Origin of the sequence: Aquimixticola soesokkakensis, from assembly GCF_900172375.1 — a bacterium.
Taxonomy (GTDB): domain Bacteria; phylum Pseudomonadota; class Alphaproteobacteria; order Rhodobacterales; family Rhodobacteraceae; genus Aquimixticola; species Aquimixticola soesokkakensis.
The window spans coordinates 256,659-278,819 of sequence record NZ_FWFS01000004.1; the positions used below are offsets into that span (position 1 = coordinate 256,659).

Below are 22,161 nucleotides of genomic sequence, written 5' to 3' on the forward strand. Positions count from 1 at the left end.
TTTGTCTCCAATCAGGACACAGCACGCACGGCGTCGAGATAAGCCGTGTCGGGATGTGAGCGCTGGTATGCGAGCGCTTTGGTGTGGGTTTCGAGCTGGGCGGGATCGACGGTGTGACCATCGGCGGCAAAGGCCGCAGCGCGTGTGCCGCCCAGACCGTCAGGATTATCCAAGGCACCGAAGGACACGACTTTGGGCTGCGCTTGGAGCACCGCGCGCAAAGCATCTGCGGTCGACAGCTTTTCGCCACCTTCCGAGAAGCTGACGGTCGCATCGGTGGGCAATGCGTCCAGCAGCGCCACAACCTTGTCTTTGGAGGCGGGCAAAAGCTTGCCTGCGCTCACCAGTTCTTCGGAAAACGCCGCGTTCTTGTCGTGGGCGATGGTTTTCTCCCGCGCGGCGAGAGATTTCTCGCGCTCGGATAGCTGGGCCTCACGTTCAGCGAAGGCCGGATCGGGCTGTTTGGTCACAGCAGGCTCCTTTGTGGGGGACTTGGGTTTTTCGGGGATCGGATCGGAGGCGGAAAAGCGGGGATGATCCTCACGCTTTTCGATTTCCATGCTGTCGAGCCATTCCAGCCGGTACGCTGGCAGGGCCTCGTCGACCTCCTTCTTATCGAAGTTCATCAGGAGGAATTCGCGCAGCATCCGAAACAGTGAGGCGGTCTCTTCAAAGCCGCGCTCGCCAAAGTTGGCCGTAAAGACGACATCGGCCTTTCCGGCAAACTGTGCATTCTTGAGGCCACTGACGGCTGGGGCCGCAGCACCAAGGAAGCCGACATGTTTGGGATACCAAGTGCCCGGAACAGGGTTGTGGCCTTGAGTAGGCGCAAAGAACGCCATCGACACTTTCTTGAAGCGGCCCGCCTTCACCAATTCGGCGAACGACGGCTCGATTTCGTGGACGTTGGCAAAGAGCCGATCCGCATTGGCATCGAAGTCAAAGCTTTCGACCCAGCCAAAGGCGGGCGCATCAACGTCCGGATGACCAACCACGATCGGGGCCGGTGCGGTGTCAGCATTATAGGCGTCTGCCATCGCCCGCAGGTCAGCTGCGGAAAATGTAAGATCGCCGCCTTGTAGGGGCGTGAAAGTGCCGGTGCGAAAAACTTCGATGCGAGCTGTGAGCGGCTTGGCAGTCATGGGTCCGTCCGTTTGTTGACGAACTACCCATCGCACGCGCTGAAACGGCAGATGCCCGGACTGATGTCCGGGCATTCATGTCTTTGGTCTGATTTCTCGGGGATCATGCGATGGGCCATCTCACAGCTCAAGGGAAAATGCTGCTGCACAAAATTAGGCGACCCCAAAAAGCAGGACACTCCTCAACAGCAAGTTGGCGAGGACAAAATTACTGATGTAACAATCTGCGCCACACACAAAAATATGCTTATTGCTATGGCACCAATCGCTATAGACATGGCTGATCGAGAGCTATCCCGAGCTTCTTGCAGCTCTTGCAGTTCAATAAACCGGAAGGCTGCATCGATCTTGAGGTGAAATTCACCATCATTATCTCGTTCGCGAATTTTATAAGCTGAAGTTAAGCTCGCTTTGTTAATCGGGGTGAAAAGTTCTAGAAATAGCTCCTCTCTTCTGGAGGTGGACACAAAGTCTTCTCCATACTCCGTATCCAAAAATCTATTAAAGGCACTGAATTTCACCCCACTATTTATATGGTCGTTTCCCCAGCGGAGCACTGCGTAGTAGAGGTTATTCTGCTTTGGCATCCTAATTTTGGAATTCCATTTCATCAATTTTTTCCCTCAATCGCATTTTTCATGTCTCGTTTACACCAATTGAAGGGTATCCCGAAACTTCCCCTCGACTAACTTTATAAGGCCGCTTCAACAACACCGTACATTTGCTCAGTCTAGTGCATGCGCGGAGAATAAGCATCGAATGGCGTTGTATTGTTATCAGTGTGGGCGAACTCTTAAGCAATCAACTGTCAAAGCCCGGCCAGACACGAAAGGAAGTGGCCATCAGAGCGATTCTAACAGGGGGCTAACAGGCCTCGAGCGGCTCTTGGCCACATGTGCGCGCCATGCGCCCCCTATCAGCCACAGCGGCGCATTTCTGGCGCTCGCCTTTTCATCGGCTCAACCAATCCTCCGCCATCTCCAAGATATCGACCTGGTCACTGGCCGATACCCCGATAAAGGGCCGCGCCGGGATCGTGATCGTGTAAGCCGGAATAGCGACGTCGGTCACGTGATTGGCTTTCGACTTTTTCACGAACCTGCGCCCGACCTGACCGTCCTCACCTTTCATGCGGTAAATCTTGCCTGCGCGCGCCGGTCGCTTGATGGTGCCCCCGAGCTGGTGAATGGCGGCCGTCTTTTTCGCTGAGCCGACCCGCACCTCGTCTTCGCCCGCCACATAGTTGACCGACCCTGCCAATGATGATCCGCTCATCCCCTTCGAGTTCGAGCGCAGGATGGTCAGCGGCACCTGACCTTTGCGCGTGCGCGCTTTGATGGTCGAGGGGCGGTGCGGCGTCCAGGGGCGTCCCTCTGGATCGGTCTCGGTGCGGAAATTCTCACCCGCAGATCCGACGAGCAAATCCCCCACTGCAGAATAGAAGGGCCTCGCCTGATCCATCCGTGCCAACAGGTCACGCAAGCCCTCGCGCGCCTGCGCATCGCGCAGCTGGGTCTTGATGCTAATTCCCGTCATTGAAAAAACCTCCGGAATGGTCTAAGTTAAGAGAGCGGGCACGCGAAGACTGGCGGATAGTCCTGATAGCTCCCCGTGACGACGACCGGATCGCCCTCGGTCGTCATTTTCTTTTCCAAACCAGCTTCCCACCTCGGCGCAAGTTCAACAAATGCAGGCTTGGCTTTTGCTTGCGATCTGCGGGGGCGTAGGCGGTGATCGCCTCCCACCATTTTCGGCCAACCTCGAAAACGACCATTAAGCCCGTCTTTGCGTCTGTCCGAATGTAACGACGGTCGAAAACCAGTTCCTGTTCGTCCTCATTGATCGGGTCTTGCTTTGCGGCGACACCCACCCAAATCTCATCCGGATCCAGCAGCGCCTCAGCAAGCAGCGGCGTCAGCGTAGCTCGGTTTCTCTTGCCCACTTTCCAATTCCCCGCACGATCTTTGAACAGCTCATCCGAAACAGGCATTTTCATGCCCGCCTTGTCCTCCCACAAAACAGCCTGACCGATGTCAGCCCCAAAGGGCTCAAGGAAGGCGCGCACATAGTCCTCATCGGCCAAACCCTCGGGCAGAGGCTCGGCAACGAACGGGCGAGCCTGCGCCATCAGATCCTCGATCGGGGACGGCTCATCGATTGTCACGGCGTGTCGGCCTTCAACTTCCAGCTTGCCTGCCTCGTCGATCAGAACGGACGGCACCAAGCCGCGCTCCCATTTATCGCCCGGCATATAATCCCAGCCATATCCGACGCCTTCGGGCTGCAAAACGCTCTGGCCGGTTGCCTTGTGCGTATAGGGCTGGCGCAAAGTCTCGGGGGCTTTGTCGGGGCCATCCTTGCCCATGCGCTTGAGCTGCCCTTTGGACAACGTGCGCACGCCACAGCTGCACACCCAATCATTTGGGGGGAAGTGAATGTCCCACCATGGATCGTCCCAGTTCAGGACCAGATTATCCCAGCCTAAATGCTGGGGACGTGGATTGAGCGGCACGCGCGTGTCGGCATGACGGTACTGCCAATAGGGCCGCAGTTTGACCACGTCTGGATCGCGCATCTGGCGCAGGCGACCGGCCATGTAACTTGTGCGTATGTTGGTCTCGAAGATTGTGCGGATGCGCCATTCACGCCCGCCCTTGTAGGACCAGCCGTATTTCTCGACGATCCGGTCGAACTCACCGGCAAAGGCTTTGATGTCATAGGTCCGAGCGCCCTCGATGACCGCTGCGTGGAAGTCCTCAAGCATCGCCATGTCGGTCGCGCCCGCAACGACAAAGGCGCGATCATGATCGCCATGCATCGCGTCGGTCCACGCGCGGGTCGGCTTGGTGCGCTTTTGTGTCAGAAAGTCGATCTGCTCGCGAAACTCCTGACGGGTAAAATCGATGTCAGCAAAAGAACGGCCGTCGTCGGCTTCGGCAAAGACCGCCTCGCGACCTTCGAGCGCCGCCAATTCTGTGGACTGAGATACAAGAGCCGCCAAGGCATCGGGCGTCCATATCGCGGCCAATTCCAAAAGCCCGCGCGAGATGGCACCAAAGTCGCTTGCGCCATTGACCAGACGGCGCAGGGCATCGATGCGGCGAGAAAAATGTCGCTCGGCTGCTTCAACCGCCTTGTCAGAAATGCGCTCGACCGGCCCACCGGGCTCAGAAAAGCAAACATGGCGATCCGTCAGAGTTTTTTTTTGAGCCGCGCGGCCGAAAAAGTCGGATCGGTTGGATCTTGGGTCGTGAACGGATCAGGCTCTTCGCCGCCTGCAAATGCGTGACGGGCGTTCACCAACGCCTCAATGGCCGTATCCGACAGCGCGTCGGTGATATCGAAGGAGACGATATATTCGCGCGCCACGTCATCGTCTTCAAACTTTGCAGAGGCTGACACAATGGTTCGGATCGCTTTATTCGTGGCTTCGGCCGCTGCCGCTTTGCTCTTGCGGGTATCCGCCTGCGCCCGCTCGTTTTTGGGCCGCACACGCCACACCGACGGCACGGCAGCGCCGGGCATATTGTAGTCAACGATCCACGCCACCAGCTGCTCTCGTAGCGTGTCTGTCAGCAAATCGGCATCGCTGTCGACAAGCAGGTCCAGCATCTCCTGATGCACTTCCCCAAGGGCGCGAGACCCGCCCTGATCCCCTGCCTGCGTTGTCAGCGTCTCGCCGGTGGTGCAGATCGAAATCTGCCGATCCCAATAGGCCAGAAACTGTTCATAGCTGACGGCCCCTGATCGGGAGGCCTCAAGGAACTCGACATCGGTGCCGATCGGCACGGTAATGGCAGAGGCCGTGCGGGCACTCACAAGGGTGTTGAGCAGCTTGTTCTGCTCTCCCGAAAGAGTTCCATAGGGCGTTTTTCCGACAACCGTAGGCCCTGCGAACTTCTCCAAGAAGTGCAGCCAGAACGTGATGCCTTCGCGCTTGAACAGCACAGGCCAGAACAGGCGCGTGCCGATCCCGAGGCCATAAGGGTTATTGCCTTTCACGCCCACGCGGTGGACGATGAACTTGCGTTCGGGAAGGGCAATGCCGTCCATCATGGCAGTCCAGGTCAGCAAGCGCGGCTTGCCCTCGCGATCAAACACAAAGCGGCGCTGTTCATCTGTCACGACCCGCTCGGCCTTGATCTGTGCCCCATCGCGGACCCAGACGATTTCGCTGACCGCATAGCCTTTAAGCGTGGCATCGAGCAGATCCTCACAAATGCGGTCGAAGGGAAGCGCCTTGAGTTGCTTCTCGACCAGCTCGGCCGCCTTTTTGTCAATCGGGCGATCACCGCCCGGCTCAACCTCCCATTCGCGCGCAACCAAACTTTTCTTGCGCTTTTGCAGCATCGAAAACGCATGGGTGTCGCGCTCGATCTCGTCGTAAATCTTGAGACCCTTGCCACCGCCTTGCTGGATCAGCGTGTCATCAGCATGCTGCAACACGCCCGTGTAGAACGGGATGGTGATGTCGTTGGTCGCATTGGCGATCAACGTGCGCTGTTCGGTCGGCAGGTTGCGGCGGCTCTGATCGGCGAAGGCCGCAGGCTTTGCCTGGGCGCGGTTCTTCTGTTTGCGGCGACTCATTTCTTGGCCTTTCGAAGCTCGTTGCGTTCCTTCCAGCGAATTGCCGGGTCGAACCTGGGCGGCAACGCGACCAAGGCTACGATTGCGCCGATGGCAAACCACTCAACGATAGTCATCGCCCGTTCCCTCCCATTCTGAAACCGCCGAGCCGGTCATCACCGGCAGCGGCTGACGCTGTTTGCATTTGACCAGCGGCCCCGCCGCCCGCGTAGAGCAAGGTGTTTTGCCAGAGCATATCGAGACAGTCCGGACCGTCGTCATGGTCGGCATTGGGCCATTGCTGCAGCTGATCGATCAAAGTGCTATGGCCGGAACTGAAACGGATCATCCCAGAGGCCACGGGCGGCTGTAGGCGCTCGATGCGCAAATCCTTGTCAGTGCTCGGCGTGATCGGAACGGCCGAAATCGCCACGCCGGATTTTGCGGCCTCAACCATTAGGCTGGTGCGCAGAAACTCCTGAAACTGCACGGCTTCAACGAACCACAGCAGCGCGTGGTATTCGCGCTGCAGGGCGATGGTATCAGAAATGATGATGTCGGGCAGACGCTTGCGGATCGACGCCTCGACCACGTCCATGCGGGCGTTCAGACGATCATAGCCCCCGATCAGGATCGCCGACGGGTCGCGCCCTTTGCCCTTTTTGCCAAGCGATGGATCGATTGCGCCAAAGAAAATCCAATCCGACTGGCGCTGCACCCAATAGGTCAGATCGCCAAACGGATTGCCCTCCGAGATCGGCTTGTTCTGATATTCTGTCATGAAGGCGGCAAGATCAGCGGCGCGCTCAAGCATGAGGAACAAGAGCGACTGGACCGAGGGCCAGTTGACCACCGCCCCTGCGTCCATCGCAGCTTTGCGCTCTTCGTAAAAGGTGCGCGCGGCGTCTTCACCGTCGTTGTGGTAGACTTCCTCAAATTCATCCCAAAGCACCATATTGTCAGGAAATCGGACCAGAGCCTGAAACTCGGTGACGTTCCATGTCGGGGCCTTGGCTGCCCTTACGATCACCGCATCAAAGTGCAGCACGGTGCCGACCCAGATTACATCCATACTGCCATCCGGAGGCCCAACCTTGAGCGCCGCGCGATAAATCCAGTTCCACAGCTTCTTGCGCTGTTCGGGGCTGCGCACGTTTTCATCGTTCTCGATGTCGTCAAGGAACAGCAAGTCCGGGCGGTAGGGGCCATGACGCCGCCCCCGGATTTTCTTGGCGGCCCCCAAGCCCTCGACACGCACGTTGTTGGCGGTGATGATCTCACCCTCACGCCACAACCGCCCGACACCATAGGCGTCAGGAAAATCATTCTGCAGACGGATGTTTGTGGTGAGTTCGGCCTTGATCGCCTCAACGAGCAACGCGGCTTGCTCGTAAACGTCGCAGACCTCGATGATGTAGCGCTTGAGACCACGCACGATGCAGTAGAGCGCAAAGCCCAAGCTCAGGTGCGTCGATTTGGACGCGCCACGCGGCGCAACAAACAGGTCACGCGCGCCTTTGTCAGACGCAAGAATTTCGGGCACGCGGGCAAAGATATGCTGGTGAAACAAGCTGTGTTCGCCGCGCACATAGTGCGGCAGATAGGTTTCCATGAAGAACTGGAACCCGTCATCCGCCTCGACCCGGCGCAGGCGCTCGGCCTTGGCTTGAGGATCTGAGGTAAAGGCTTCGACATGCAGCTCGATGTGGCGGGCAAAGTCATCCGCCATCGCCTGGAACTTCTCGCGAAAGTCCTTCTTGCTGAGTGCGGCCCTGAGTTTAGGCCTGCGGGTCATGTCGTGTAAATCTCTGCCAGATGCTCGCCAAAGGGTTCAATGATCTCGAGGATCGCGCTGGCGTGGTGCGGGAACTCATCGCGCACGAAATCAAGCAACTTGGACATGACATCCTGTGCAACGCCCAATTCTGACACTTTGGGCGCAAACCGCTTGGCGCTCGCGGCCATCTTGGTCATGGCATCCGACAGCGCCACCAGCATCGACACTTTATCGACCGTCGAGTGGCTTCCATCTTTGATCTCGTCAAGGATGGATTGCGCCTGCATCATGAAGTCTTCGACGACCGTCGACACCACGGCTTCAACGCCTTGACCCGCGATCACATTCGCGGTGCGCGCCTTGTCCCAATCATCGCCCTGAACCTTGGCCGCGCGCTTCCAGCGCCCCACTGTTGGTTCGGAAAGGCCATAGGCTGCCGCGATTGTCGCTTGGGTAAAGCGGCGAAACACGTAGTCTGCGCGAGCCTTGCGCTTGAGCTCTTCATTGTTACGAGCCATTGAGCCCTCCTGCGATAACAAAGGCGATGGCAGCAGTAATCAGCCCGCCGATAATGAGGCGGAAAATCCACTGAATACCCGACTGGATGCTTTCAAGCGATTTGGTGGTGCCCATGCGCCACTGCACCATTCCGGCTTCGTTCTTTTCGAGTTGTGTCAGGCGCTTTTCATGGCCGTCGAGACGTTGATCTGAGCGGTTCAAGCGCTCAGATACGTGGGCAGGAACATCCGTCACTTGCGCGTCTCCAGCCACTTTCCAGCAACATCTTTGACCGTGTGACCGCCCATATAGAGCGCCATGTAGGCAGCCGTGAGCTGCAACAGGACATCAAACGGCGTGGGCGGTAGCGCGATCTTGAAAGCCGCGTTCAGGATGTGAAGAAAGACCACGTTCCAAAACCACAGCGCGCCGAGGCCATACATGCCCGCCGGTCGCCATGCCCATGTCCACAGCGGGCCTGTGGCCTCTTGCTTGGCGATTTCGAGTTGATAGGCCAGCCCCTGCGCATAGAGCGCGAGCTTTTCAGGGGCTTCGCTCTCAACATCAAGGATGGCGTTCTCGACCCGCATCGGGTCGTCACGCAAAACCGTTGGCAGTTGCTCGGGCGTCGTGCCGGCAGCAGAGGCGATCGAGCGGATGACATCAGCCACCAACTCGCCCGTCGCGGGGCCAAGTTTGCGTGTCAGGATTTTTTCGACAGCACTCGCACCGAGTTTCGCGGCGAGAGCAATAAGCGCAGCTTGCATCATCACCCCTCCTCGCCAATCACGAACCCACCGGGCTGCCAGAACTGACCGGAGGCAATGATGCACGACGCGCCATCTTCACCGACAGCCAAAAGCGACCAGCTGCCCCCGTCGGGCGCGGTGAACAGCGTGATCTGCCCCGTGACAGGCCCTTCCCCCAAGAACAGATCGGCACCTCCGGTCCAGAGCGGAACCTCCCCGAATTCGCGGGCAAGGAGCGCCCCGTTCAGCGCTGCGGGTACATCACAAGCGGCGTCGGCGGGCGCGGCAAGCGAGGCGATAACGCCGGCGGCGCCGGCGAGTGTCAGGATTTTCATGGATCAAATACTCCGCAGGAATTGGGCAAGCTTGGACAGGCTGCGCGGCAGGCGGGCGGCAACGGCATCGCGGTAGTGCCAAGCGCGCCAGAGCGCGAACAGGCAAACGAACGCGAGAGGCACAAACAGCCATGCGGCGCTGATGCCCGCAGCCGACAGTTCCTGCGCCACATCTGTCATCGAGGTCGCCGCTGGCACAGTTGCAACGGCAGCGGCGCTGGCGACGGGCTTGGTTTTGGCTTTGGCGTCAACCATGCGCTGCAGCGTGGACAATGTTGCGCGACCGATCTTACCATCAACGCTCAAGCCGTGATCCTCCTGGAAGCGGCGCACCTCAAAGGCGTGGACGTTGTTGATATTGGAGCCGACGAGATATCCGAGAGCCATGAAGTCATCGAGAACTTTGGCTTTTTCATCACCTGACAAGACGACCACCCAACGCGCCACGGCGACAGATGCCGATGCAGGTTCGCTCATGCTTGAATAGAGACCGTCAAAGAGGATTTTCAACTCGCGCTCGCGGCGATTGACGAGCCCCTGAATGACCTTGCCATTGCCCTTGTTCCAAAGCCGGAACCGCGCGGCGATCTTTGCGCGACCTGCCTTTGCCCGCCACAGATCGACCCAGCTTGCCGTCTTGATTGCGCCGGTATTCCAATGAAACAACACTCCCGCGTCGAACTCGTGCTGCTTGGCACCCGACATGGCTGAATTGACTGACGGCTCATAGTTGAGCGTCAGCGCCTTGCGGGTCAGGTCTTGCGATTGCTTTTTGGTGATCGTCATTCCGGCTTTGGGCACGATGACGCCCGAAGCGGCGGTCAGGCCCATTCCGATGGTCCATTTGCCAACCACATCGCGATAGGCCTTCAGAACATCGTTCTCTTCGAGCTCAAGGGCTTCGATACCTTTTTCGCTGGTTTGCATGATGCCTCAGTGGGTTGCTTGTTTCGCAACCCTTCGCACACGCGCGAAACGCAAATGCCCGGACGGATGTCCGGGCATTCAATCATCTAGGTCTGGAAAGAGAGGGGTCGGTGGCGGCTCCGCCTTGGATAATCGCCTTATGTGCCGTTCGGATATACCGAGCATCCTCGACATTTCATTGCGCTTTTTACCGATCATCTCAAGCTTCTTGACCTGCGTGCGCATCTGAAGCGGTTTTCCGTTTGGAACATACATCCGTTGTCCGCTGAGGAAATGGCAAAGTTCATGCGCCACGTCCTCACCAAAGAGACCGATCCATTCATGCCCCTCACGAATACGCTTGGGAAACAACACATCCTGCCCGCCATAGTGCTGCATCAGTTTGAGCGTGACTCCAAGCCCAAACACGTCAGCGACATCCCACAGGGACGATGGCAGGTCATGGCCCTCAACCATTACGTCCACCCTGCTCGGTCGGGATGCCCGCGCGCGCGCACCACGCCTTGAGCGCCTCGATCACATCGCTCACCTGACGCGCCTCGGTCATCACATCGATGTCGATCGGCACATGGCCCCATTTGCCCTCGAACCGGGACGCCACAAAGTCATTCAGCCCCTTCGAGCCGCCCACACGGGTCTCGCCCGCCTCATGCAGCAAGCGCCACAGGACATGGCAATACCGCACGTCCGCGCGCGGGGCCGCTTTGCGGCGGCCATTGCTTTTAACGCGAAACCCCAAGCGCTTCAGCTCATCGAGCACCAACAGCTTTTGCCCGTTGGTCATGAGCTTCAGCGAGGCTTTGCCCGTCACACGTGACAGCATTGTGCGGTAGTCATCTTCGGCCAAGCCAAGCTGCGACTTGGCGATATTGATCATTGCATTGTGGTTCATTCGAACAAGCCTTCCTGGTCTCGGTGAAATTTCTGGATTTTCAGCGCAATGAGATGTGCCCGGCTCCCTCGCTTGCTTGCGTCAACGTGGTGAATTGCACCTGTGGACATCGTGATCTTGAGGAGACGGTAATGGCCATCCAAAGGCATTTCGCCCTCAATCCACTCCGTGATCACCACGTAATCAGGGTTGATGCTGACACCGTTATCGAGGTTCACGAGCATGCCATTAGCCTCGAGCGCACCGCGCACAGAGGTCATGCGCCTCGACGCTGACGGTGAACTTGCGCCCACAAAGGCGACAAGCACACATATCCTGAACATCTGAAATCGCACTTTTAGCGACATCAAAGGGGTGCGGGCGGTCACGTATCACCATCGCGTGCGAGGATGCTAGAGCCTCAGATGAGACATCGTTGGCAGGAACGCTCGGCACATCCTTGACCATCAGCCACATGACCTTTTCGGCAGTATCCTTGTCAGGAAAGGTGCCGACGACTTGGGGCACGATGCGCGTGAGCTGGTAGTCGCCAGCACCTGTTCGTTTGATCCGGTATTCCATTTCGATCACCTTCTGGCTGCTCATCAGGCCAAGGCCACCACGCCCTGACGACGCCCCTCACGGGGCGTTTCGCTTATGCTTTGCCTTTGGAGGCCTTGAAGCCGATGGAGCGGCTTGCTGCGATCTGGATCGCTTCGCCTGTGGCGGGGTTACGGCCCATACGCGCGGAGCGTTCGCGCATGTCGAACCGGCCAAAGCCTGCAATATTGACCTTGTCACCGGCCTCAGTCTTGGCTGCGATCTTGGCGAAAAGCGCATCGACCATCTCTTTGGTGCTCGGCTTTGCAAAGCCGAGTTCCGCTGCGAGATCATCGATGAGTTGTGTTTTGGAGTAGGTTGCCATTGGAGGTCTCCTTTGATGGCTGGGGTTGTTAGGCTTGTGCAATGTTGATGGAGATCGTGGTCCATTCACCGTCGAAGGTGTCGCGGGTGCCAAAGCGAATGTACTCTTTGGCCCCGATCACGCGGATGGCCTCCTTCACCGCCTTCATGGCGCGCAGCCAGCGCTCGTCTTCAATGTCGAGCTTGAGCAACATGAAGATTTCGCCGCGGTTGATCTGGCCCTCCTTGTCAGTATTGAAGGCGCGCGTGACGATGGCGCGGATCTCGGGGCGGCTCCCCTCCGACCAGTCGTTGAGGCATTCATCGATGAGGGCCTTTGCCGAATGCAACTCAGGCCCGAAATCGATCAGGTCGTTGATGCGAACCTCGATCTTCTTGCAGCCATCGTAAGAGAAGTAGGTTTTGTTGCCTTTCTTTCCGCCGATCTTCACCTCGTATTCTTGCGCCAGCATGGCATCGAGGGCCGCGAGATCGGCGTAGGCATGAACCTTGAAGCGCGCGATCTGCTCGCTCAGCGCTGACGCAAAACCCACGACCTTGCAGACCTGTTCGTGGATCAGCATGTCAGTGGCTTTCACCAGCTTCAAAGGCATCAGCGCGCCTTTTGCATCGCGCAAATGGGGGGTTCCATCGACGTCCACGACGCCATCTGTTTTAAAAGTTTGATCAGTCATTCGTGTTCTCCAGAGTGATCGGGTTAAACGGGCAATGCTTGCAGGCAGACCAATGCTGCAGCTTGTCAGGATTTGAGGTGGACATTGGACGGGCGGCGTATTCCTGACAGGCCTCCGCCGAGATGCCCTGGCGCAGGTGCGGGCAAAGCACCTCGTTGCGATAAAGCTGGACGATTTTCGCGCCATGCTTGCGGGTCACAAGATCGAGGCTTTGGGCGGGATATGTCCCGTTGAGCAGCATCGACACTGAGGGCCGTTTCATATTGATTTCGCGTGCGATCGCAGAGACGCTCTTGCCGCCCTCACGCTCTGCTTTGAGCAGCACCAACCATTCAGGGTCCGGCAGTGCGAGGTTCAATCTAGGGAGCACGGCACGTCCTCCCCGGTGTTGAAATCGTGCATGACGTTTTTCGCTGCCCGATAGACCGGGGCGTTGGGGCCAGTATTTTTTACCAGCACATAGCGCTTGTATCCTATGCTCCCGCGCGGCCCGCCCTTCTGACGACGCGCCAGTTCGGCCACATATCCTGCCTTGCGTAGCTGAAGCAGATAACGGGTGACGTTCTGTCCCGGCTCCTTGTCCTCCTCGCGTTGTGCGTCCCCTGCGACCTCGCCGATGGTGAAGTAGTGGCGAATGCGCATGGACGTCCAAGCACGGCCGCGAAACGTGTCCTTGCGACGGTGCACGATCTTGGTCGGCCCTTTTGGCCCTGAGGTGATGATCGTGCCCGCTTTGGCAGCTGTGAGGCCCGCATCGGTGAGCTGGAAACAATCCCCTGCCATTTTGGCCATATATCCGCGATCGCAGAGGCGCATAAGGCCGTCGCTCAGCTGGCGACCCTTCATGGTCGGCCCTTGCGTGGCAATCTCGTCTCGGGTGCGGCAGACCCCGTCTGCGAGCAACTGGAGAAGCGCCGTTGGCACGGCACCCGGCTTGCGCGTGTCCATCAGTGCGCCTCCGGAACGTAGATGTCTTTTCCGGTCTTGCGGTCTGACATCAGGATTTGCTTGCTCATATCCGCAAGCGTCACGCCCTCATCGCCGTAGTCATAGCGCCGCCCGAAGGTCTCGATATGGGTGATCGCATCAAGGATTTCACGGTTGAAACCCATTGAAGCCTTGGCGACGAAATGGATGAGATCATCGGCAACCGGCACTTCGCAGCGCCCCCGGATCAGATCAGCGGTGTCGTCCAAGGATGCGGGGAGAAATTCCACCTTGTTCGGTGCGCGGCTTTCAATCTGGGGAAAGCGGCGCAGGTTGTCCCGAAGCTGCCCCATGCCTACAAGGATGGTTGGCATGAACTGGATGTCGGTGATGCCGCGAATGCCTTCCATGATCTCGGCGCGTCCCGACACCTGGTCACATTCGTCAATGACCAGGCCAAAGGTCTTGCCTTCAATCATGGCGCGTTGTGAGCGCTCGCGCAGCTCAGCCGTGACACGCTCGAACCGAGCGCGCCGCCCGCGAAACTGGTTGTGATTGACTGACAGCTCCGTCAGCAAATCCTGCATCATCCAGTTGTAGTCCCAGCCCCGCTGAGCGCGCAGATAGACGCTGCCGGTCTGCGTCACCCAGCGGTTGACGGTCGTGGTTTTGCCCAAGCCGGGTTTGCCATCCAGGACAACCATGCAGGCCTCTTGCGCGCCACGTTCATCCAATCGCTTCAAAGCCCCTGAAAAGCGGGCGAAGTTGCTGGTCTCGACAAAGACATTTCTCATGTTATGCTCTCCTCAGTCCTACGTTTTTTGAATTAGGCGACGGCACGGAGGAGGGTTCGAAGCGCCTCCGTGTCGATACCTGACAATCTGAACAGCTCTCGTGCGGTGGAGCGGCTCAGGCAGTCCCGAAGCAAATCAGCCTGCTTTCGGGAAATCTCTTGTGGGTTTTCAAGCGCCCAAGCCGCCAACTCCTCATCAGAATTGAACGTGCGCCGTGCGCGCGCAGCGGGTTTTGGGGCAGTGTTATCGACCGCAAGCTGGACGCGCTCACTCGGGATCGCCTCAGGGTCGCGGGCTTCAAAGACCGGCATTTCAAACGCCGATTCCTGTTCGACCAGATAAGGCGCGCGCCGCTCATCCTCGACCGCTTCAATCTTGTTCTCGAGGCGCTGTTTGCGCGTGTTCGTGCGGGTCTCCAGAGCCTTCTCTTCAAAGGAGAGCGGGAAATAGCGCTCGGCGTTCCCCATGAACTCGGCAACACAGATCAAGCGGCCCGGCTGGCCTGTCGCCACATCGAACTCGCGCACCCAGACCTTGTCCGCTTGGTGGTAATCATAGCCCACCATGACGCGGGTCTCGTGATACGGCTCAAGGTCAGCATGAAAGTACGTATTGGTGTTCCATTTGACCTCGGCGCGCAGACAGGTGCGGATTTCGTAGGGGCGAAACAGGTCATCGACCTCGCCTGCCTCTACCGACACAGGCTCAAAGCCACTTGCAGCATGGGCCTGCCAAGCCTCATTGGGGCTCATGGTGCGCCAGCGACCTGTGACGGGATCTTCGAACCTCGGCAGACTTCCGTGTGGCCGGTTGTTGTATTCCTCGACGCGATCCTCGCAGAGCTTCACAAACTCCTGCCATGTTGGCAGGTGCCGCGAGCGTCCAAATTCCTTGATCTCGTGACGGGTGATCTTGTGGATTTTATCACCGGCCTCTTTGTCCATGTCCTTGCCCATGTATGTTGGCAGACGCTTGGCCAGCGTGTCCCAGACGGTGGCATTGGGCCGCTCGATCAGGCCCTTGGCTTGAGAACCGTAGGGCCTGGCGTGTGTCTTGGTGATGCCAAGCCGCCCCATCAGACCGCTGACATCCGCGTCCATCGCTTTATTTTTGTAACCCGGCCCCCGGTCCACATAGAAAATCGCCGGAATACCGCAGCCCACGCAGGCGTTGCGCAAAGCCTCGGCCACAGAGCGCTGGTTCTCCGAGCGCCCGAGTGAAATGCCGACAATCTTGCGCGTGGCCACATCCATGATGGTTGTGATTTCGGGCCGGATTGGGCGGTGGGTCACAGGGTCCGCGATCTCCGCATCAAAGGTTTTACCATCGGCAGTGTAGGCCGTGGTGGGCCACATATCGTCTGTTGTGCGGGTCACATAAGGAAGGCGCGCGCGCAGGGTCAGCAGGCCCTCACGCCCGACGTTCTTCTCGATGTTGTTAAGGCGCTTTCTCAAGATGTGCTGGACCTGCGACAGCGTAATCCGCATGTCAGGCGCAGGGTTGGTTTTGAGATATTCTCCAAGTGCGTCCGTCATCGTCGGCTTGCTGCCAATCGCATAGAACTTGAGAAAACCCGCGAAGCCCGGATGGATTTTATCCTTGGTCTTGGGCGGCACTGGCGCAAGAGCGACCACGCCCGCCGTGTCTCTGGCCTTGAACCACTCATACAAAGCGCTGCGTTTGATACTTGCGCTCGCCTTGCGATCATTCGCTAACTTGAGACGCGCAGGGTCGATGTCGAAACCATGCGGAGCCGTCAGTAAGAGAGGGTCAGCTAGGCTAAGGACCTCCTGCGCTGTCAGGACACCGCCTTGATCGCGGCGCGCTTCGATTTCCTGACGGGCCATGCAGGCATCTTGCGCGGTCAGAAACCGCGCCAGCGCCCATGAGCGCTTTTCATTGTTTGCAATGGCGTAGCCTTCGATCGATGTCAGGATTTCTGCTCGTGCCTCCATGACGGCACGAGCGCGCGGCGAAAGCGTAGATGCTTTGAGCGCATCAAGCCTGCGTTGGTCCAGATCGATTTCGACGGACTGGCGTTGCGCAATTGCGGCTTTTGTGGCGTTGCCTTCCAGAGCTGTGCGTATACCAGCTGGCAGGAGCGAAAAGTGATATTCGAGACCGCCGCCGCGCCCAGACCGCTTGCGGCAGAGATGCTTGCCAAGCCCGACCCAACCACAGTTGCGCGCGTAAATCTGCACGCCGCGCTCGGTCTTCGGAAAGCCTGCAATCCAGCGTGTCTTCGCAAGTTCGGCAATCTCGCGGGCACTCAGAAATTCTTGCCCCGAAGAGGCAAAATACATGTCGTTCATCGCTGCGCCTTTCGCTTCGTAGCCAAAACTTGCTTACGGGCCATCATTTCTTCGATGTGATCTTCCAGAAGCCGCTCTTCGATAAGATCGGCATATTTGGCCTCGATAACCGTCAGGCCGAATTCACCAGGGACAAATCCAAGCAGCTCGGATGCGCCGGTCACTTTCGCCAGTCCGATGAAGGCATCGAGCGGAACACGGTGATCCTCGGACCCTTCCGAGCTCCATTTGTTGAGCATGCTCTCTGAAACCTGACGGCCCAGCCAATCGCTCAGATCACGGGCAACCATGGCGCGCGTCAAACCTTCATCACGCGCATCACGCAGCGCCTGCCCAATGATGCGCGCGATCTTGCTGTCCAAGCGCCCGCGACCGATGACATCCGCGCTGTAACCGACAGCCACCTTCGGGGGCTGCCAGTTGAACAGGTCTTGTGTCAGGGGGTCACGGTGGCGGGCCATCAGAGGCGACCCGCCCGTTTGAGCGCTGCAATCACCCGCGCCTCGTGTTCAATCATGAGGCGGGCAAAAACATCATCGGGCATGGCTTTCAGCCCCTTGGACACCATGCTGAACTGACGCTCGACCGAGGTCATCACGATCCCCTCTTCCATGGCCTGCAGCGCACCGGCCACGTTGCCCACGTCCGTTTCTGGATCAAGGATCATGTCCAGAACCTTTTCCTGCTTTGCAGGTTTCAACTCGCTGAGCGCCTTCAGCTCGGTTTGTTTGCGCGCCAAGCCAGTGCCGATCAGACGCCCGCGAGAGGCGGCGCTGAGGTCGGACCAGATTTTGACTGCCAACTTTATGGACCGCGAAGAAAGTCCAATTTTCTCTGCTGTCGCCCGTGCAAACCCAAAGATTTCAGGAGCATCCTCGGAAAGGGGCAAAGTTTGCCCCTTTGGTGATGCTTTGCCATGCGCGGCCTGCGGATACATCCGCTCCCACACCTGCTTGAGCTCAAACAGGTGGTGGCAGCGGTCCAGCGCGATCAGCTCGCCCCGCCCGAGGTTTTCCATTACCTCTTCGAGGCGCGCAGCATCGTCACTATCCGCTGCTGACACGATGGCCGGGATAGTGGCCTGCCCATTGATCCCGAAGGCCCGCAGGCGATGCAGGCCCGCGATCAGCACATAGCGCTCCCCGATGGCGCGCACCCGGATCGGGTGGAACAGCCCCTGCGCGGCAATTACAGCCGCCAGCGCTTGCGCGTTGTCAGCATCAAAGTCACGCGCGCGGTCACGGGGCACGTCAATCAGGTCGATCGAAAGATCAAGAAGGTGTTCAGGTGTCATGGTATGCTCGTTGTTTTTTGATTATTTTTCGCCACCGCACGGATGCGAGGGCGGATCACATTGATCAGATCGCGCCAATCAGCAGGAACAGGTGCAGCCACCAGATGAGGGCCAGCAGCCGACAACTGTCATAGAGGCTGAAAGGGCTAAGCCGTGGATCGACCGCGACCGCCACAAACACGGCGATCTCGACAACCCACATCGCGAAAAAGGCGATCATTGCGCGCCCCCGATCGATAACATTGCGATCAGGATGACAAAGCAGGCACAAGCCCCGACCAAGCGCCCCGCAAAGCTGTCTTCAAAGGCATCGTGGGACCGAATGATGCGGCGCACCAAATCATGCACCTCACACCGCCCGCACGGGCATCTGGCGCAACGTGACCGGCTTGGCGATTTGGCGCACCGCATTGGCGAGCACCTCATCACTCAGGATGTCCTCACGCCCGCGCTGCTCGTCTGCCTCAATGCGCAAAAAGGATTGAATGCTGCGCATCGAGCCAAGCAAGCGGTCCTTGGTGTCAGGATCGGGCGCAATCCCGCCTGACAGGTGCGCGATCACTTCGCCAAGATCACCGGCAGCAGCGCGAAAAGCCTCAGCGGTGATGTCAAAGGCGGGCACTGTTTTGGACGAAATCGCACTCATGCCGCACACCCGTTGTCAGCAGCGCGCTGCGCTTTTGCTCTTTCAATCAGGGCCTCGTTCTCCTTAGATAGAAGGCGAGACTTCCGAATGGGATAACGATCAGGAAACAGCTCAGCGGGTTTCACATCGAGAAACTCGGCCAAAGCTTTTTCCGCTCCGCGGCTGCCGCGCGTCCAAACATTGCGCATGACGCTGGGGTTGATGCCGTTGAGATCCGCAAGGCCCGTAAGGGTCATGCCACGTTCTTCGAGGGCGCATTTGATCTTGGGCTTGGTCCAAATCATTCCCATAGTAAGTCTCCTGTTAGGGGCCGATGTTGGCGCATCGGCTTTTTTCAGAACTAAGTGCAACAAGGGCCGCTCCTGTTTGGTGACGGCATATGAAATAGGTAGTGCAATATTTTGAACCAGTCAACTAGTAAGGTTCAAGATTTTGAGCGCGGCGAAAGGCTGAAACGAGAACGCTCAAGGCTTGGAATGACGCAGACCGCCCTTGCAAAAGTGGCTGGAATATCAAAAGGCTCTCAGATTCTCTATGAGAAGGGAAACGCGCCAACTGCCGATTATCTGGCGGCTGTTGGCGAAATCGGCATTGATCTCGTCTACATTCTAACAGGCTCAAGGGTTCAGAATATTAAGCCAAAGCCCGGGACAAAAGTGAGAGACCTAGAGGGGAACATTCTCGCGGAAAGCCCAGCAACTGGCGCGGTTGAACATGCACCCACCCCTGCAGGATACATCACGCTTCCTCAGTTCAACGTCCAGGCGTCTGCTGGCCATGGAGCCTATGCAGACAAGGAATTTCAGTTGGGTGCTCTGGCTTTTGACCGCAAATTCTTAAAGGACCGCGGTGCAAAACCTGAAAGCTGCTCGATAATTTCTGCGTCTGGTGATTCCATGCACCCAATGATTCCTGATGGATCGTTGCTAGTGGTTGACCACAGTCAGACAGAAATCAGAAACGGCCACATAATGGTCATAAACGTTAGCGGAGACCTTTTGGTAAAGAGGGTTCGGCATCGCCTCGATGGGACGGTAGAATTGACATCTGACAACCCACTTTATCCACCAGAGGTTATTGGCACGTCATCTTTAGACCAGCTTCGCGTCATTGGTCGCGTCGTCTATTTTTGCAGGACGCCATAATGCGAACAGCATTCACCATTATATTTCTTGCTTTAATCTTCTCGCTTCCCAATTCCGCAGCCTCGGCAGATGAGACTGGCCTCTCACCGCAGGGGAAATCTATTATTGAACGCCACCTCAAGAAATACGTTCGAGACCCAAGTAGCCTAGTTATTACAAGGCTTTGGATTGAGGATGCAGATCTAGTACCGTTAATGGCATGCGGAGCATTCAATGCCAAGAATGCTTTCGGCGGATACTCTGGTGAAACGATGTTCCAGACAATGTATGATGCAGACTCCGGTGAGTTAACTGATACAATTATTGAAGATGATGTGAACACCGCCAGATCGATCGCACTCTCGTGCCAAGCATTCGGGCTTACTGAAGACGACTTCAAACGCATCGATCTAGAATAACGGCATTTACTCTTTCCCCTCAGCACGCCGCATGCGCCGGATCGCCCTGTTCATGATGCGCGCACGCTCCTTCTGGCTGTAAGACAAAAGCCGAATTTGACGCTCTATGCGCTCATCCAGCTTTGCAAGCCTTTGTTCTTCATCACCATTTGTGAAACGCCGCCAAGCGGCGTGTACCTCACTGCACTGCACAAGCCTACCTCCCTGAAGCCAATATTCCTTATTTTCATGACTTTACCATGTAGCTATTGCCACTGCACAGTCTCATAATTTCTTATTGTGCGGGAGCCACCACTGATGGTTCCTAACAGGCGAAAGTGTCAAATGTTCATGTTAAGTTCTAATCACCATTTTGGAGTTTATGCATGGACACTGCACTTAAATCATCACCGGTTGCACCTTGGCTTGGCGGCAAACGCAACCTTGCAAAGCGAATTTGCGCGCGGATCGACGAAACCGTCTGCACCACATATGCAGAACCTTTTGTCGGCATGGGCGGCATTTTCTTGCGTCGAAAGTTGCGCCCGCGCGCCGAAGCGATCAACGACAAAGGGCGCGATATCGCGAACCTCTTTCGCATCCTTCAGCGCCACTACCCGCAATTCCTCGACACGCTGCGGTTCCAGCTTACTACGCGGACAGAATTCGACCGCCTTGTAAAAACAGACCCGGACACCTTAACCGATCTGGAGCGCGCAGCACGCTTCCTTTACCTCCAACGCACAGCATTTGGCGGCAAGGTTTCAGGGCGCAACTTTGGCGTGGCGCGTGACCGCCCCGGACGGTTCAACCTCACGACCTTGGAGCCAATGCTTGAAGACCTTCACGCGCGCCTATCCGGCGTTGTGATTGAGTGCCTGGACTGGAGCGAGTTCTTGCTCCGGTACGATGGCACCGGCACACTCTTCTACCTTGACCCACCATATTGGGGCTGTGAAGGCGACTATGGGAAATCCATGTTCAGCCGGTCTGATTTTCAGTCCATGGCGACACAGCTTGCGCGAATAGAAGGCCGCTTCATCATGTCGATAAATGATGTCCCCGAGATCAGAGGTATCTTTGCGGAATTCACGATCGAAGGCGTTCAAACCACATACAGCATCGCTAAAAACAAAGACGCCTCAGGCGCTCGGTCCGAGCTGCTCATTTCAAACTACTAGCGCGTCAGGAACCGATAGCAGCGCCAATTTCTCGACGGAAACGGGGAAACGCTCTTCGGAGTTCCGTTCAAGTTCGAAAAGCTCTGCGGAAGTGCAATAATCCTTATTTTACAAGCTAAATTCTAGAGCGGGGCGTTTCCAAACGAACTCCGAACTGATTTCGGAGTTCGTTTGGACCAGCTTCCGGACGAACTCCGAAATACAGCTCAGGCAGATAGCATTTTTCTTAATGATTGCTTTGCGTTACCGAATGATCGCTTTTTGCCATCACTATGCAAGTTTATGAGCACCAAGTGATGCCTTCACATGGCATTTACCTGCGCAACTTGCATTCCTGTCCAGCCAATTCCGTCATGATTTTAGCGTTTACACGTTAGACTTCAAAGGCTTGGCCTAACTTGAATGATCCGCCCGTTTTGTCCGGAAGTTAGACCCCCCCTACAGCTTCGTTCCATTTGATTTCTTGCCTCTTGCGCGCGCTTGGCGAGCTCTTTTTGCCGGATCGGTCCGCCGTATTTTTTGAGCATTTCAACGCCTGAATGGCCGGTGACGGCTTTGACCATCTCGTCATCACTGGACTTGCATCACTTCCGTTCCGGTTTTCTGCGAGCAATGCTCGCCATGAAGGAGACCGGATATGGCACCCAAACATAGTGAAGACTTCAAGCGCGAGGCGGTTCGGATCGCGACGCACAGCGGCCTGACACGGCGGCAGGTTGCGTCGGACCTTGGGGTTGGTTTTTCGACCTTGGGCAAGTGGATGCGAGATTACTCGACAGATCCAACAGCAGCTGAGGATGCCGAAGTTCGCCGGCTCAAGAAAGAACTGGCCCGGGTCACGGCGGAGCGCGACATCCTAAAAAACCATTCTGGGCCGACGCCCGCCTGTGCGCGGTAGAAACAGCCTGTGCTACACTGACGCCGAAGGGCAGTTGCCGATGGCTTATTGGTGGGCTGGACCCCGTTAAAAAACGTGGCACATGGGCTGATGCGCACTTGAGAGTGGTGACGTCGCGGTTGTG

30 protein-coding genes and 1 other RNA gene are annotated in these 22,161 nt (G+C 57.3%); 4 read left to right on the forward strand and 27 right to left on the reverse strand.

Annotated elements, in window-relative coordinates; genetic code table 11:
• Nucleotides 1–11 precede the first annotated feature (11 nt).
• From AQS8620_RS07040 to AQS8620_RS07155, 27 genes are all read right to left on the reverse strand, one after another.
• Nucleotides 12–1,142, reverse strand: a complete 1,131-nt coding sequence (locus AQS8620_RS07040; protein WP_085836129.1) for a hypothetical protein — start codon at nt 1,140–1,142, stop codon at nt 12–14.
• A 182-nt stretch (nt 1,143–1,324) separates the two neighbouring features.
• Nucleotides 1,325–1,753, reverse strand: coding sequence for a hypothetical protein (locus AQS8620_RS16855; RefSeq protein WP_143267457.1), 429 nt, complete (start codon nt 1,751–1,753; stop codon nt 1,325–1,327).
• A 340-nt stretch (nt 1,754–2,093) separates the two neighbouring features.
• Nucleotides 2,094–2,678 carry a phage virion morphogenesis protein gene (locus AQS8620_RS07045; RefSeq protein WP_085836130.1) on the reverse strand — a complete coding sequence of 195 codons (585 nt, stop codon included), beginning with the start codon at nt 2,676–2,678 and terminating at the stop codon, nt 2,094–2,096.
• A 103-nt stretch (nt 2,679–2,781) separates the two neighbouring features.
• Complete coding sequence (locus AQS8620_RS07050; RefSeq protein ID WP_234990402.1) at nt 2,782–4,143, reverse strand: PBECR2 nuclease fold domain-containing protein; 1,362 nt, start codon at nt 4,141–4,143, stop codon at nt 2,782–2,784.
• 191 nt (nt 4,144–4,334) lie between these two features.
• Complete coding sequence (locus AQS8620_RS07055) at nt 4,335–5,729, reverse strand: DUF935 domain-containing protein (protein WP_085836132.1); 1,395 nt, start codon at nt 5,727–5,729, stop codon at nt 4,335–4,337.
• A gap of 112 nt (nt 5,730–5,841) precedes the next feature.
• A complete protein-coding gene (gene terL, locus AQS8620_RS07060) occupies nt 5,842–7,503 on the reverse strand; it encodes a phage terminase large subunit (RefSeq protein ID WP_085836133.1) in 1,662 nt (553 codons plus the stop codon).
• Complete coding sequence (locus AQS8620_RS07065) at nt 7,500–8,003, reverse strand: DUF1804 family protein (protein ID WP_085836134.1); 504 nt, start codon at nt 8,001–8,003, stop codon at nt 7,500–7,502. Before AQS8620_RS07065 ends, terL begins: the two co-directional genes overlap by 4 nt.
• On the reverse strand, nt 7,993–8,238 hold the full coding sequence (locus AQS8620_RS07070; RefSeq protein WP_234990403.1) for a hemolysin XhlA family protein: 246 nt from the start codon (nt 8,236–8,238) through the stop codon (nt 7,993–7,995). Before AQS8620_RS07070 ends, AQS8620_RS07065 begins: the two co-directional genes overlap by 11 nt.
• Nucleotides 8,235–8,750, reverse strand: coding sequence for a hypothetical protein (locus AQS8620_RS07075; RefSeq protein ID WP_085836191.1), 516 nt, complete (start codon nt 8,748–8,750; stop codon nt 8,235–8,237). The genes AQS8620_RS07070 and AQS8620_RS07075 overlap by 4 nt, the downstream gene beginning before the upstream one ends.
• A 2-nt stretch (nt 8,751–8,752) precedes the next feature.
• Nucleotides 8,753–9,067 carry a hypothetical protein gene (locus tag AQS8620_RS07080; protein WP_085836136.1) on the reverse strand — a complete coding sequence of 105 codons (315 nt, stop codon included), beginning with the start codon at nt 9,065–9,067 and terminating at the stop codon, nt 8,753–8,755.
• Between the two features lie 3 nt (nt 9,068–9,070).
• On the reverse strand, nt 9,071–9,994 hold the full coding sequence (locus AQS8620_RS07085; protein ID WP_085836137.1) for a lysozyme: 924 nt from the start codon (nt 9,992–9,994) through the stop codon (nt 9,071–9,073).
• A 78-nt stretch (nt 9,995–10,072) separates the two neighbouring features.
• Nucleotides 10,073–10,450: a hypothetical protein gene (locus tag AQS8620_RS07090; RefSeq protein ID WP_085836138.1), complete on the reverse strand. Its 378-nt coding sequence runs from the start codon at nt 10,448–10,450 to the stop codon at nt 10,073–10,075.
• A complete protein-coding gene (locus AQS8620_RS07095; protein WP_085836139.1) occupies nt 10,443–10,886 on the reverse strand; it encodes a regulatory protein GemA in 444 nt (147 codons plus the stop codon). Before AQS8620_RS07095 ends, AQS8620_RS07090 begins: the two co-directional genes overlap by 8 nt.
• Complete coding sequence (locus AQS8620_RS07100) at nt 10,883–11,110, reverse strand: hypothetical protein (protein WP_143267458.1); 228 nt, start codon at nt 11,108–11,110, stop codon at nt 10,883–10,885. The genes AQS8620_RS07095 and AQS8620_RS07100 overlap by 4 nt, the downstream gene beginning before the upstream one ends.
• Nucleotides 11,111–11,114: 4 nt before the next feature.
• The gene (locus tag AQS8620_RS16860) at nt 11,115–11,471 is read right to left on the reverse strand and encodes a hypothetical protein (protein ID WP_143267459.1); all 357 of its coding nucleotides are present in this window, start codon (nt 11,469–11,471) and stop codon (nt 11,115–11,117) included.
• An RNA gene (locus AQS8620_RS07105) (hammerhead ribozyme type II) lies at nt 11,458–11,522 on the reverse strand. The genes AQS8620_RS16860 and AQS8620_RS07105 overlap by 14 nt, the downstream gene beginning before the upstream one ends.
• Nucleotides 11,521–11,790, reverse strand: a complete 270-nt coding sequence (locus AQS8620_RS07110) for an HU family DNA-binding protein (protein WP_085836141.1) — start codon at nt 11,788–11,790, stop codon at nt 11,521–11,523. Before AQS8620_RS07110 ends, AQS8620_RS07105 begins: the two co-directional genes overlap by 2 nt.
• Before the next feature lie 28 nt (nt 11,791–11,818).
• Nucleotides 11,819–12,463: a DUF3164 family protein gene (locus AQS8620_RS07115; protein ID WP_085836142.1), complete on the reverse strand. Its 645-nt coding sequence runs from the start codon at nt 12,461–12,463 to the stop codon at nt 11,819–11,821.
• Nucleotides 12,456–12,833, reverse strand: coding sequence for a MarR family transcriptional regulator (locus AQS8620_RS07120; protein WP_234990404.1), 378 nt, complete (start codon nt 12,831–12,833; stop codon nt 12,456–12,458). The genes AQS8620_RS07115 and AQS8620_RS07120 overlap by 8 nt, the downstream gene beginning before the upstream one ends.
• Nucleotides 12,818–13,411, reverse strand: coding sequence for a hypothetical protein (locus AQS8620_RS07125; RefSeq protein WP_085836144.1), 594 nt, complete (start codon nt 13,409–13,411; stop codon nt 12,818–12,820). Before AQS8620_RS07125 ends, AQS8620_RS07120 begins: the two co-directional genes overlap by 16 nt.
• Nucleotides 13,411–14,184: an AAA family ATPase gene (locus AQS8620_RS07130; RefSeq protein ID WP_085836145.1), complete on the reverse strand. Its 774-nt coding sequence runs from the start codon at nt 14,182–14,184 to the stop codon at nt 13,411–13,413. The genes AQS8620_RS07125 and AQS8620_RS07130 overlap by 1 nt, the downstream gene beginning before the upstream one ends.
• 32 nt (nt 14,185–14,216) lie before the next feature.
• Nucleotides 14,217–16,496, reverse strand: coding sequence for a Mu transposase C-terminal domain-containing protein (locus AQS8620_RS07135; RefSeq protein ID WP_085836146.1), 2,280 nt, complete (start codon nt 16,494–16,496; stop codon nt 14,217–14,219).
• Entirely contained in the window at nt 16,493–16,957 is a 465-nt protein-coding gene (locus AQS8620_RS07140; protein ID WP_085836147.1) for a hypothetical protein, read from the reverse strand. Before AQS8620_RS07140 ends, AQS8620_RS07135 begins: the two co-directional genes overlap by 4 nt.
• On the reverse strand, nt 16,957–17,790 hold the full coding sequence (locus tag AQS8620_RS07145) for a ParB/RepB/Spo0J family partition protein (protein ID WP_085836148.1): 834 nt from the start codon (nt 17,788–17,790) through the stop codon (nt 16,957–16,959). The genes AQS8620_RS07140 and AQS8620_RS07145 overlap by 1 nt, the downstream gene beginning before the upstream one ends.
• Nucleotides 17,791–17,854: 64 nt before the next feature.
• Complete coding sequence (locus AQS8620_RS17040; RefSeq protein ID WP_159453212.1) at nt 17,855–18,010, reverse strand: hypothetical protein; 156 nt, start codon at nt 18,008–18,010, stop codon at nt 17,855–17,857.
• A gap of 129 nt (nt 18,011–18,139) precedes the next feature.
• Nucleotides 18,140–18,436 (reverse strand): hypothetical protein, encoded by a 297-nt coding sequence (locus tag AQS8620_RS07150; protein ID WP_085836149.1) that lies wholly within the window; start codon nt 18,434–18,436, stop codon nt 18,140–18,142.
• Entirely contained in the window at nt 18,433–18,726 is a 294-nt protein-coding gene (locus AQS8620_RS07155; RefSeq protein ID WP_085836150.1) for a helix-turn-helix domain-containing protein, read from the reverse strand. Before AQS8620_RS07155 ends, AQS8620_RS07150 begins: the two co-directional genes overlap by 4 nt.
• Nucleotides 18,727–18,912: 186 nt before the next feature.
• Between AQS8620_RS07155 and AQS8620_RS07160 the strand changes: the two genes are divergently transcribed.
• From AQS8620_RS07160 to AQS8620_RS07185, 4 genes are all read left to right on the forward strand, one after another.
• Nucleotides 18,913–19,581 carry an XRE family transcriptional regulator gene (locus AQS8620_RS07160; protein WP_085836151.1) on the forward strand — a complete coding sequence of 223 codons (669 nt, stop codon included), beginning with the start codon at nt 18,913–18,915 and terminating at the stop codon, nt 19,579–19,581.
• Nucleotides 19,581–19,979 (forward strand): hypothetical protein, encoded by a 399-nt coding sequence (locus AQS8620_RS07165; protein WP_085836152.1) that lies wholly within the window; start codon nt 19,581–19,583, stop codon nt 19,977–19,979. The genes AQS8620_RS07160 and AQS8620_RS07165 overlap by 1 nt, the downstream gene beginning before the upstream one ends.
• A 365-nt stretch (nt 19,980–20,344) precedes the next feature.
• A complete protein-coding gene (locus tag AQS8620_RS07175) occupies nt 20,345–21,139 on the forward strand; it encodes a DNA adenine methylase (RefSeq protein ID WP_085836154.1) in 795 nt (264 codons plus the stop codon).
• 637 nt (nt 21,140–21,776) lie between these two features.
• Entirely contained in the window at nt 21,777–22,037 is a 261-nt protein-coding gene (locus AQS8620_RS07185) for a transposase (protein WP_085836156.1), read from the forward strand.
• Nucleotides 22,038–22,161 lie beyond the last annotated feature (124 nt).

Bases quoted from the DNA above. Each gene is read 5' to 3' on its own strand.
- AQS8620_RS17040 (WP_159453212.1), bottom strand. From the start codon at position 18,010: ATGATCGCCTTTTTCGCGATGTGGGTTGTCGAGATCGCCGTGTTTGTG.
- AQS8620_RS07135 (WP_085836146.1), bottom strand. From the start codon at position 16,496: ATGAACGACATGTATTTTGCCTCTTCGGGGCAAGAATTTCTGAGTGCC.
- AQS8620_RS07055 (WP_085836132.1), bottom strand. From the start codon at position 5,729: ATGAGTCGCCGCAAACAGAAGAACCGCGCCCAGGCAAAGCCTGCGGCC.
- AQS8620_RS07045 (WP_085836130.1), bottom strand. From the start codon at position 2,678: ATGACGGGAATTAGCATCAAGACCCAGCTGCGCGATGCGCAGGCGCGC.
- AQS8620_RS07185 (WP_085836156.1), top strand. From the start codon at position 21,777: ATGGCACCCAAACATAGTGAAGACTTCAAGCGCGAGGCGGTTCGGATC.
- AQS8620_RS07115 (WP_085836142.1), bottom strand. From the start codon at position 12,463: ATGACTGATCAAACTTTTAAAACAGATGGCGTCGTGGACGTCGATGGA.
- AQS8620_RS07165 (WP_085836152.1), top strand. From the start codon at position 19,581: ATGCGAACAGCATTCACCATTATATTTCTTGCTTTAATCTTCTCGCTT.
- AQS8620_RS07090 (WP_085836138.1), bottom strand. From the start codon at position 10,450: ATGGTTGAGGGCCATGACCTGCCATCGTCCCTGTGGGATGTCGCTGAC.
- AQS8620_RS07125 (WP_085836144.1), bottom strand. From the start codon at position 13,411: ATGGACACGCGCAAGCCGGGTGCCGTGCCAACGGCGCTTCTCCAGTTG.
- AQS8620_RS07140 (WP_085836147.1), bottom strand. From the start codon at position 16,957: ATGGCCCGCCACCGTGACCCCCTGACACAAGACCTGTTCAACTGGCAG.
- AQS8620_RS07160 (WP_085836151.1), top strand. From the start codon at position 18,913: ATGACGCAGACCGCCCTTGCAAAAGTGGCTGGAATATCAAAAGGCTCT.
- AQS8620_RS07155 (WP_085836150.1), bottom strand. From the start codon at position 18,726: ATGGGAATGATTTGGACCAAGCCCAAGATCAAATGCGCCCTCGAAGAA.
- AQS8620_RS07145 (WP_085836148.1), bottom strand. From the start codon at position 17,790: ATGACACCTGAACACCTTCTTGATCTTTCGATCGACCTGATTGACGTG.
- terL (WP_085836133.1), bottom strand. From the start codon at position 7,503: ATGACCCGCAGGCCTAAACTCAGGGCCGCACTCAGCAAGAAGGACTTT.
- AQS8620_RS07065 (WP_085836134.1), bottom strand. From the start codon at position 8,003: ATGGCTCGTAACAATGAAGAGCTCAAGCGCAAGGCTCGCGCAGACTAC.
- AQS8620_RS07080 (WP_085836136.1), bottom strand. From the start codon at position 9,067: ATGAAAATCCTGACACTCGCCGGCGCCGCCGGCGTTATCGCCTCGCTT.
- AQS8620_RS07085 (WP_085836137.1), bottom strand. From the start codon at position 9,994: ATGCAAACCAGCGAAAAAGGTATCGAAGCCCTTGAGCTCGAAGAGAAC.
- AQS8620_RS16860 (WP_143267459.1), bottom strand. From the start codon at position 11,471: ATGAGCAGCCAGAAGGTGATCGAAATGGAATACCGGATCAAACGAACA.
- AQS8620_RS07075 (WP_085836191.1), bottom strand. From the start codon at position 8,750: ATGCAAGCTGCGCTTATTGCTCTCGCCGCGAAACTCGGTGCGAGTGCT.
- AQS8620_RS07175 (WP_085836154.1), top strand. From the start codon at position 20,345: ATGGACACTGCACTTAAATCATCACCGGTTGCACCTTGGCTTGGCGGC.
- AQS8620_RS07095 (WP_085836139.1), bottom strand. From the start codon at position 10,886: ATGAACCACAATGCAATGATCAATATCGCCAAGTCGCAGCTTGGCTTG.
- AQS8620_RS07040 (WP_085836129.1), bottom strand. From the start codon at position 1,142: ATGACTGCCAAGCCGCTCACAGCTCGCATCGAAGTTTTTCGCACCGGC.
- AQS8620_RS16855 (WP_143267457.1), bottom strand. From the start codon at position 1,753: ATGAAATGGAATTCCAAAATTAGGATGCCAAAGCAGAATAACCTCTAC.
- AQS8620_RS07150 (WP_085836149.1), bottom strand. From the start codon at position 18,436: ATGAGTGCGATTTCGTCCAAAACAGTGCCCGCCTTTGACATCACCGCT.
- AQS8620_RS07130 (WP_085836145.1), bottom strand. From the start codon at position 14,184: ATGAGAAATGTCTTTGTCGAGACCAGCAACTTCGCCCGCTTTTCAGGG.
- AQS8620_RS07110 (WP_085836141.1), bottom strand. From the start codon at position 11,790: ATGGCAACCTACTCCAAAACACAACTCATCGATGATCTCGCAGCGGAA.
- AQS8620_RS07100 (WP_143267458.1), bottom strand. From the start codon at position 11,110: ATGCTCGTGAACCTCGATAACGGTGTCAGCATCAACCCTGATTACGTG.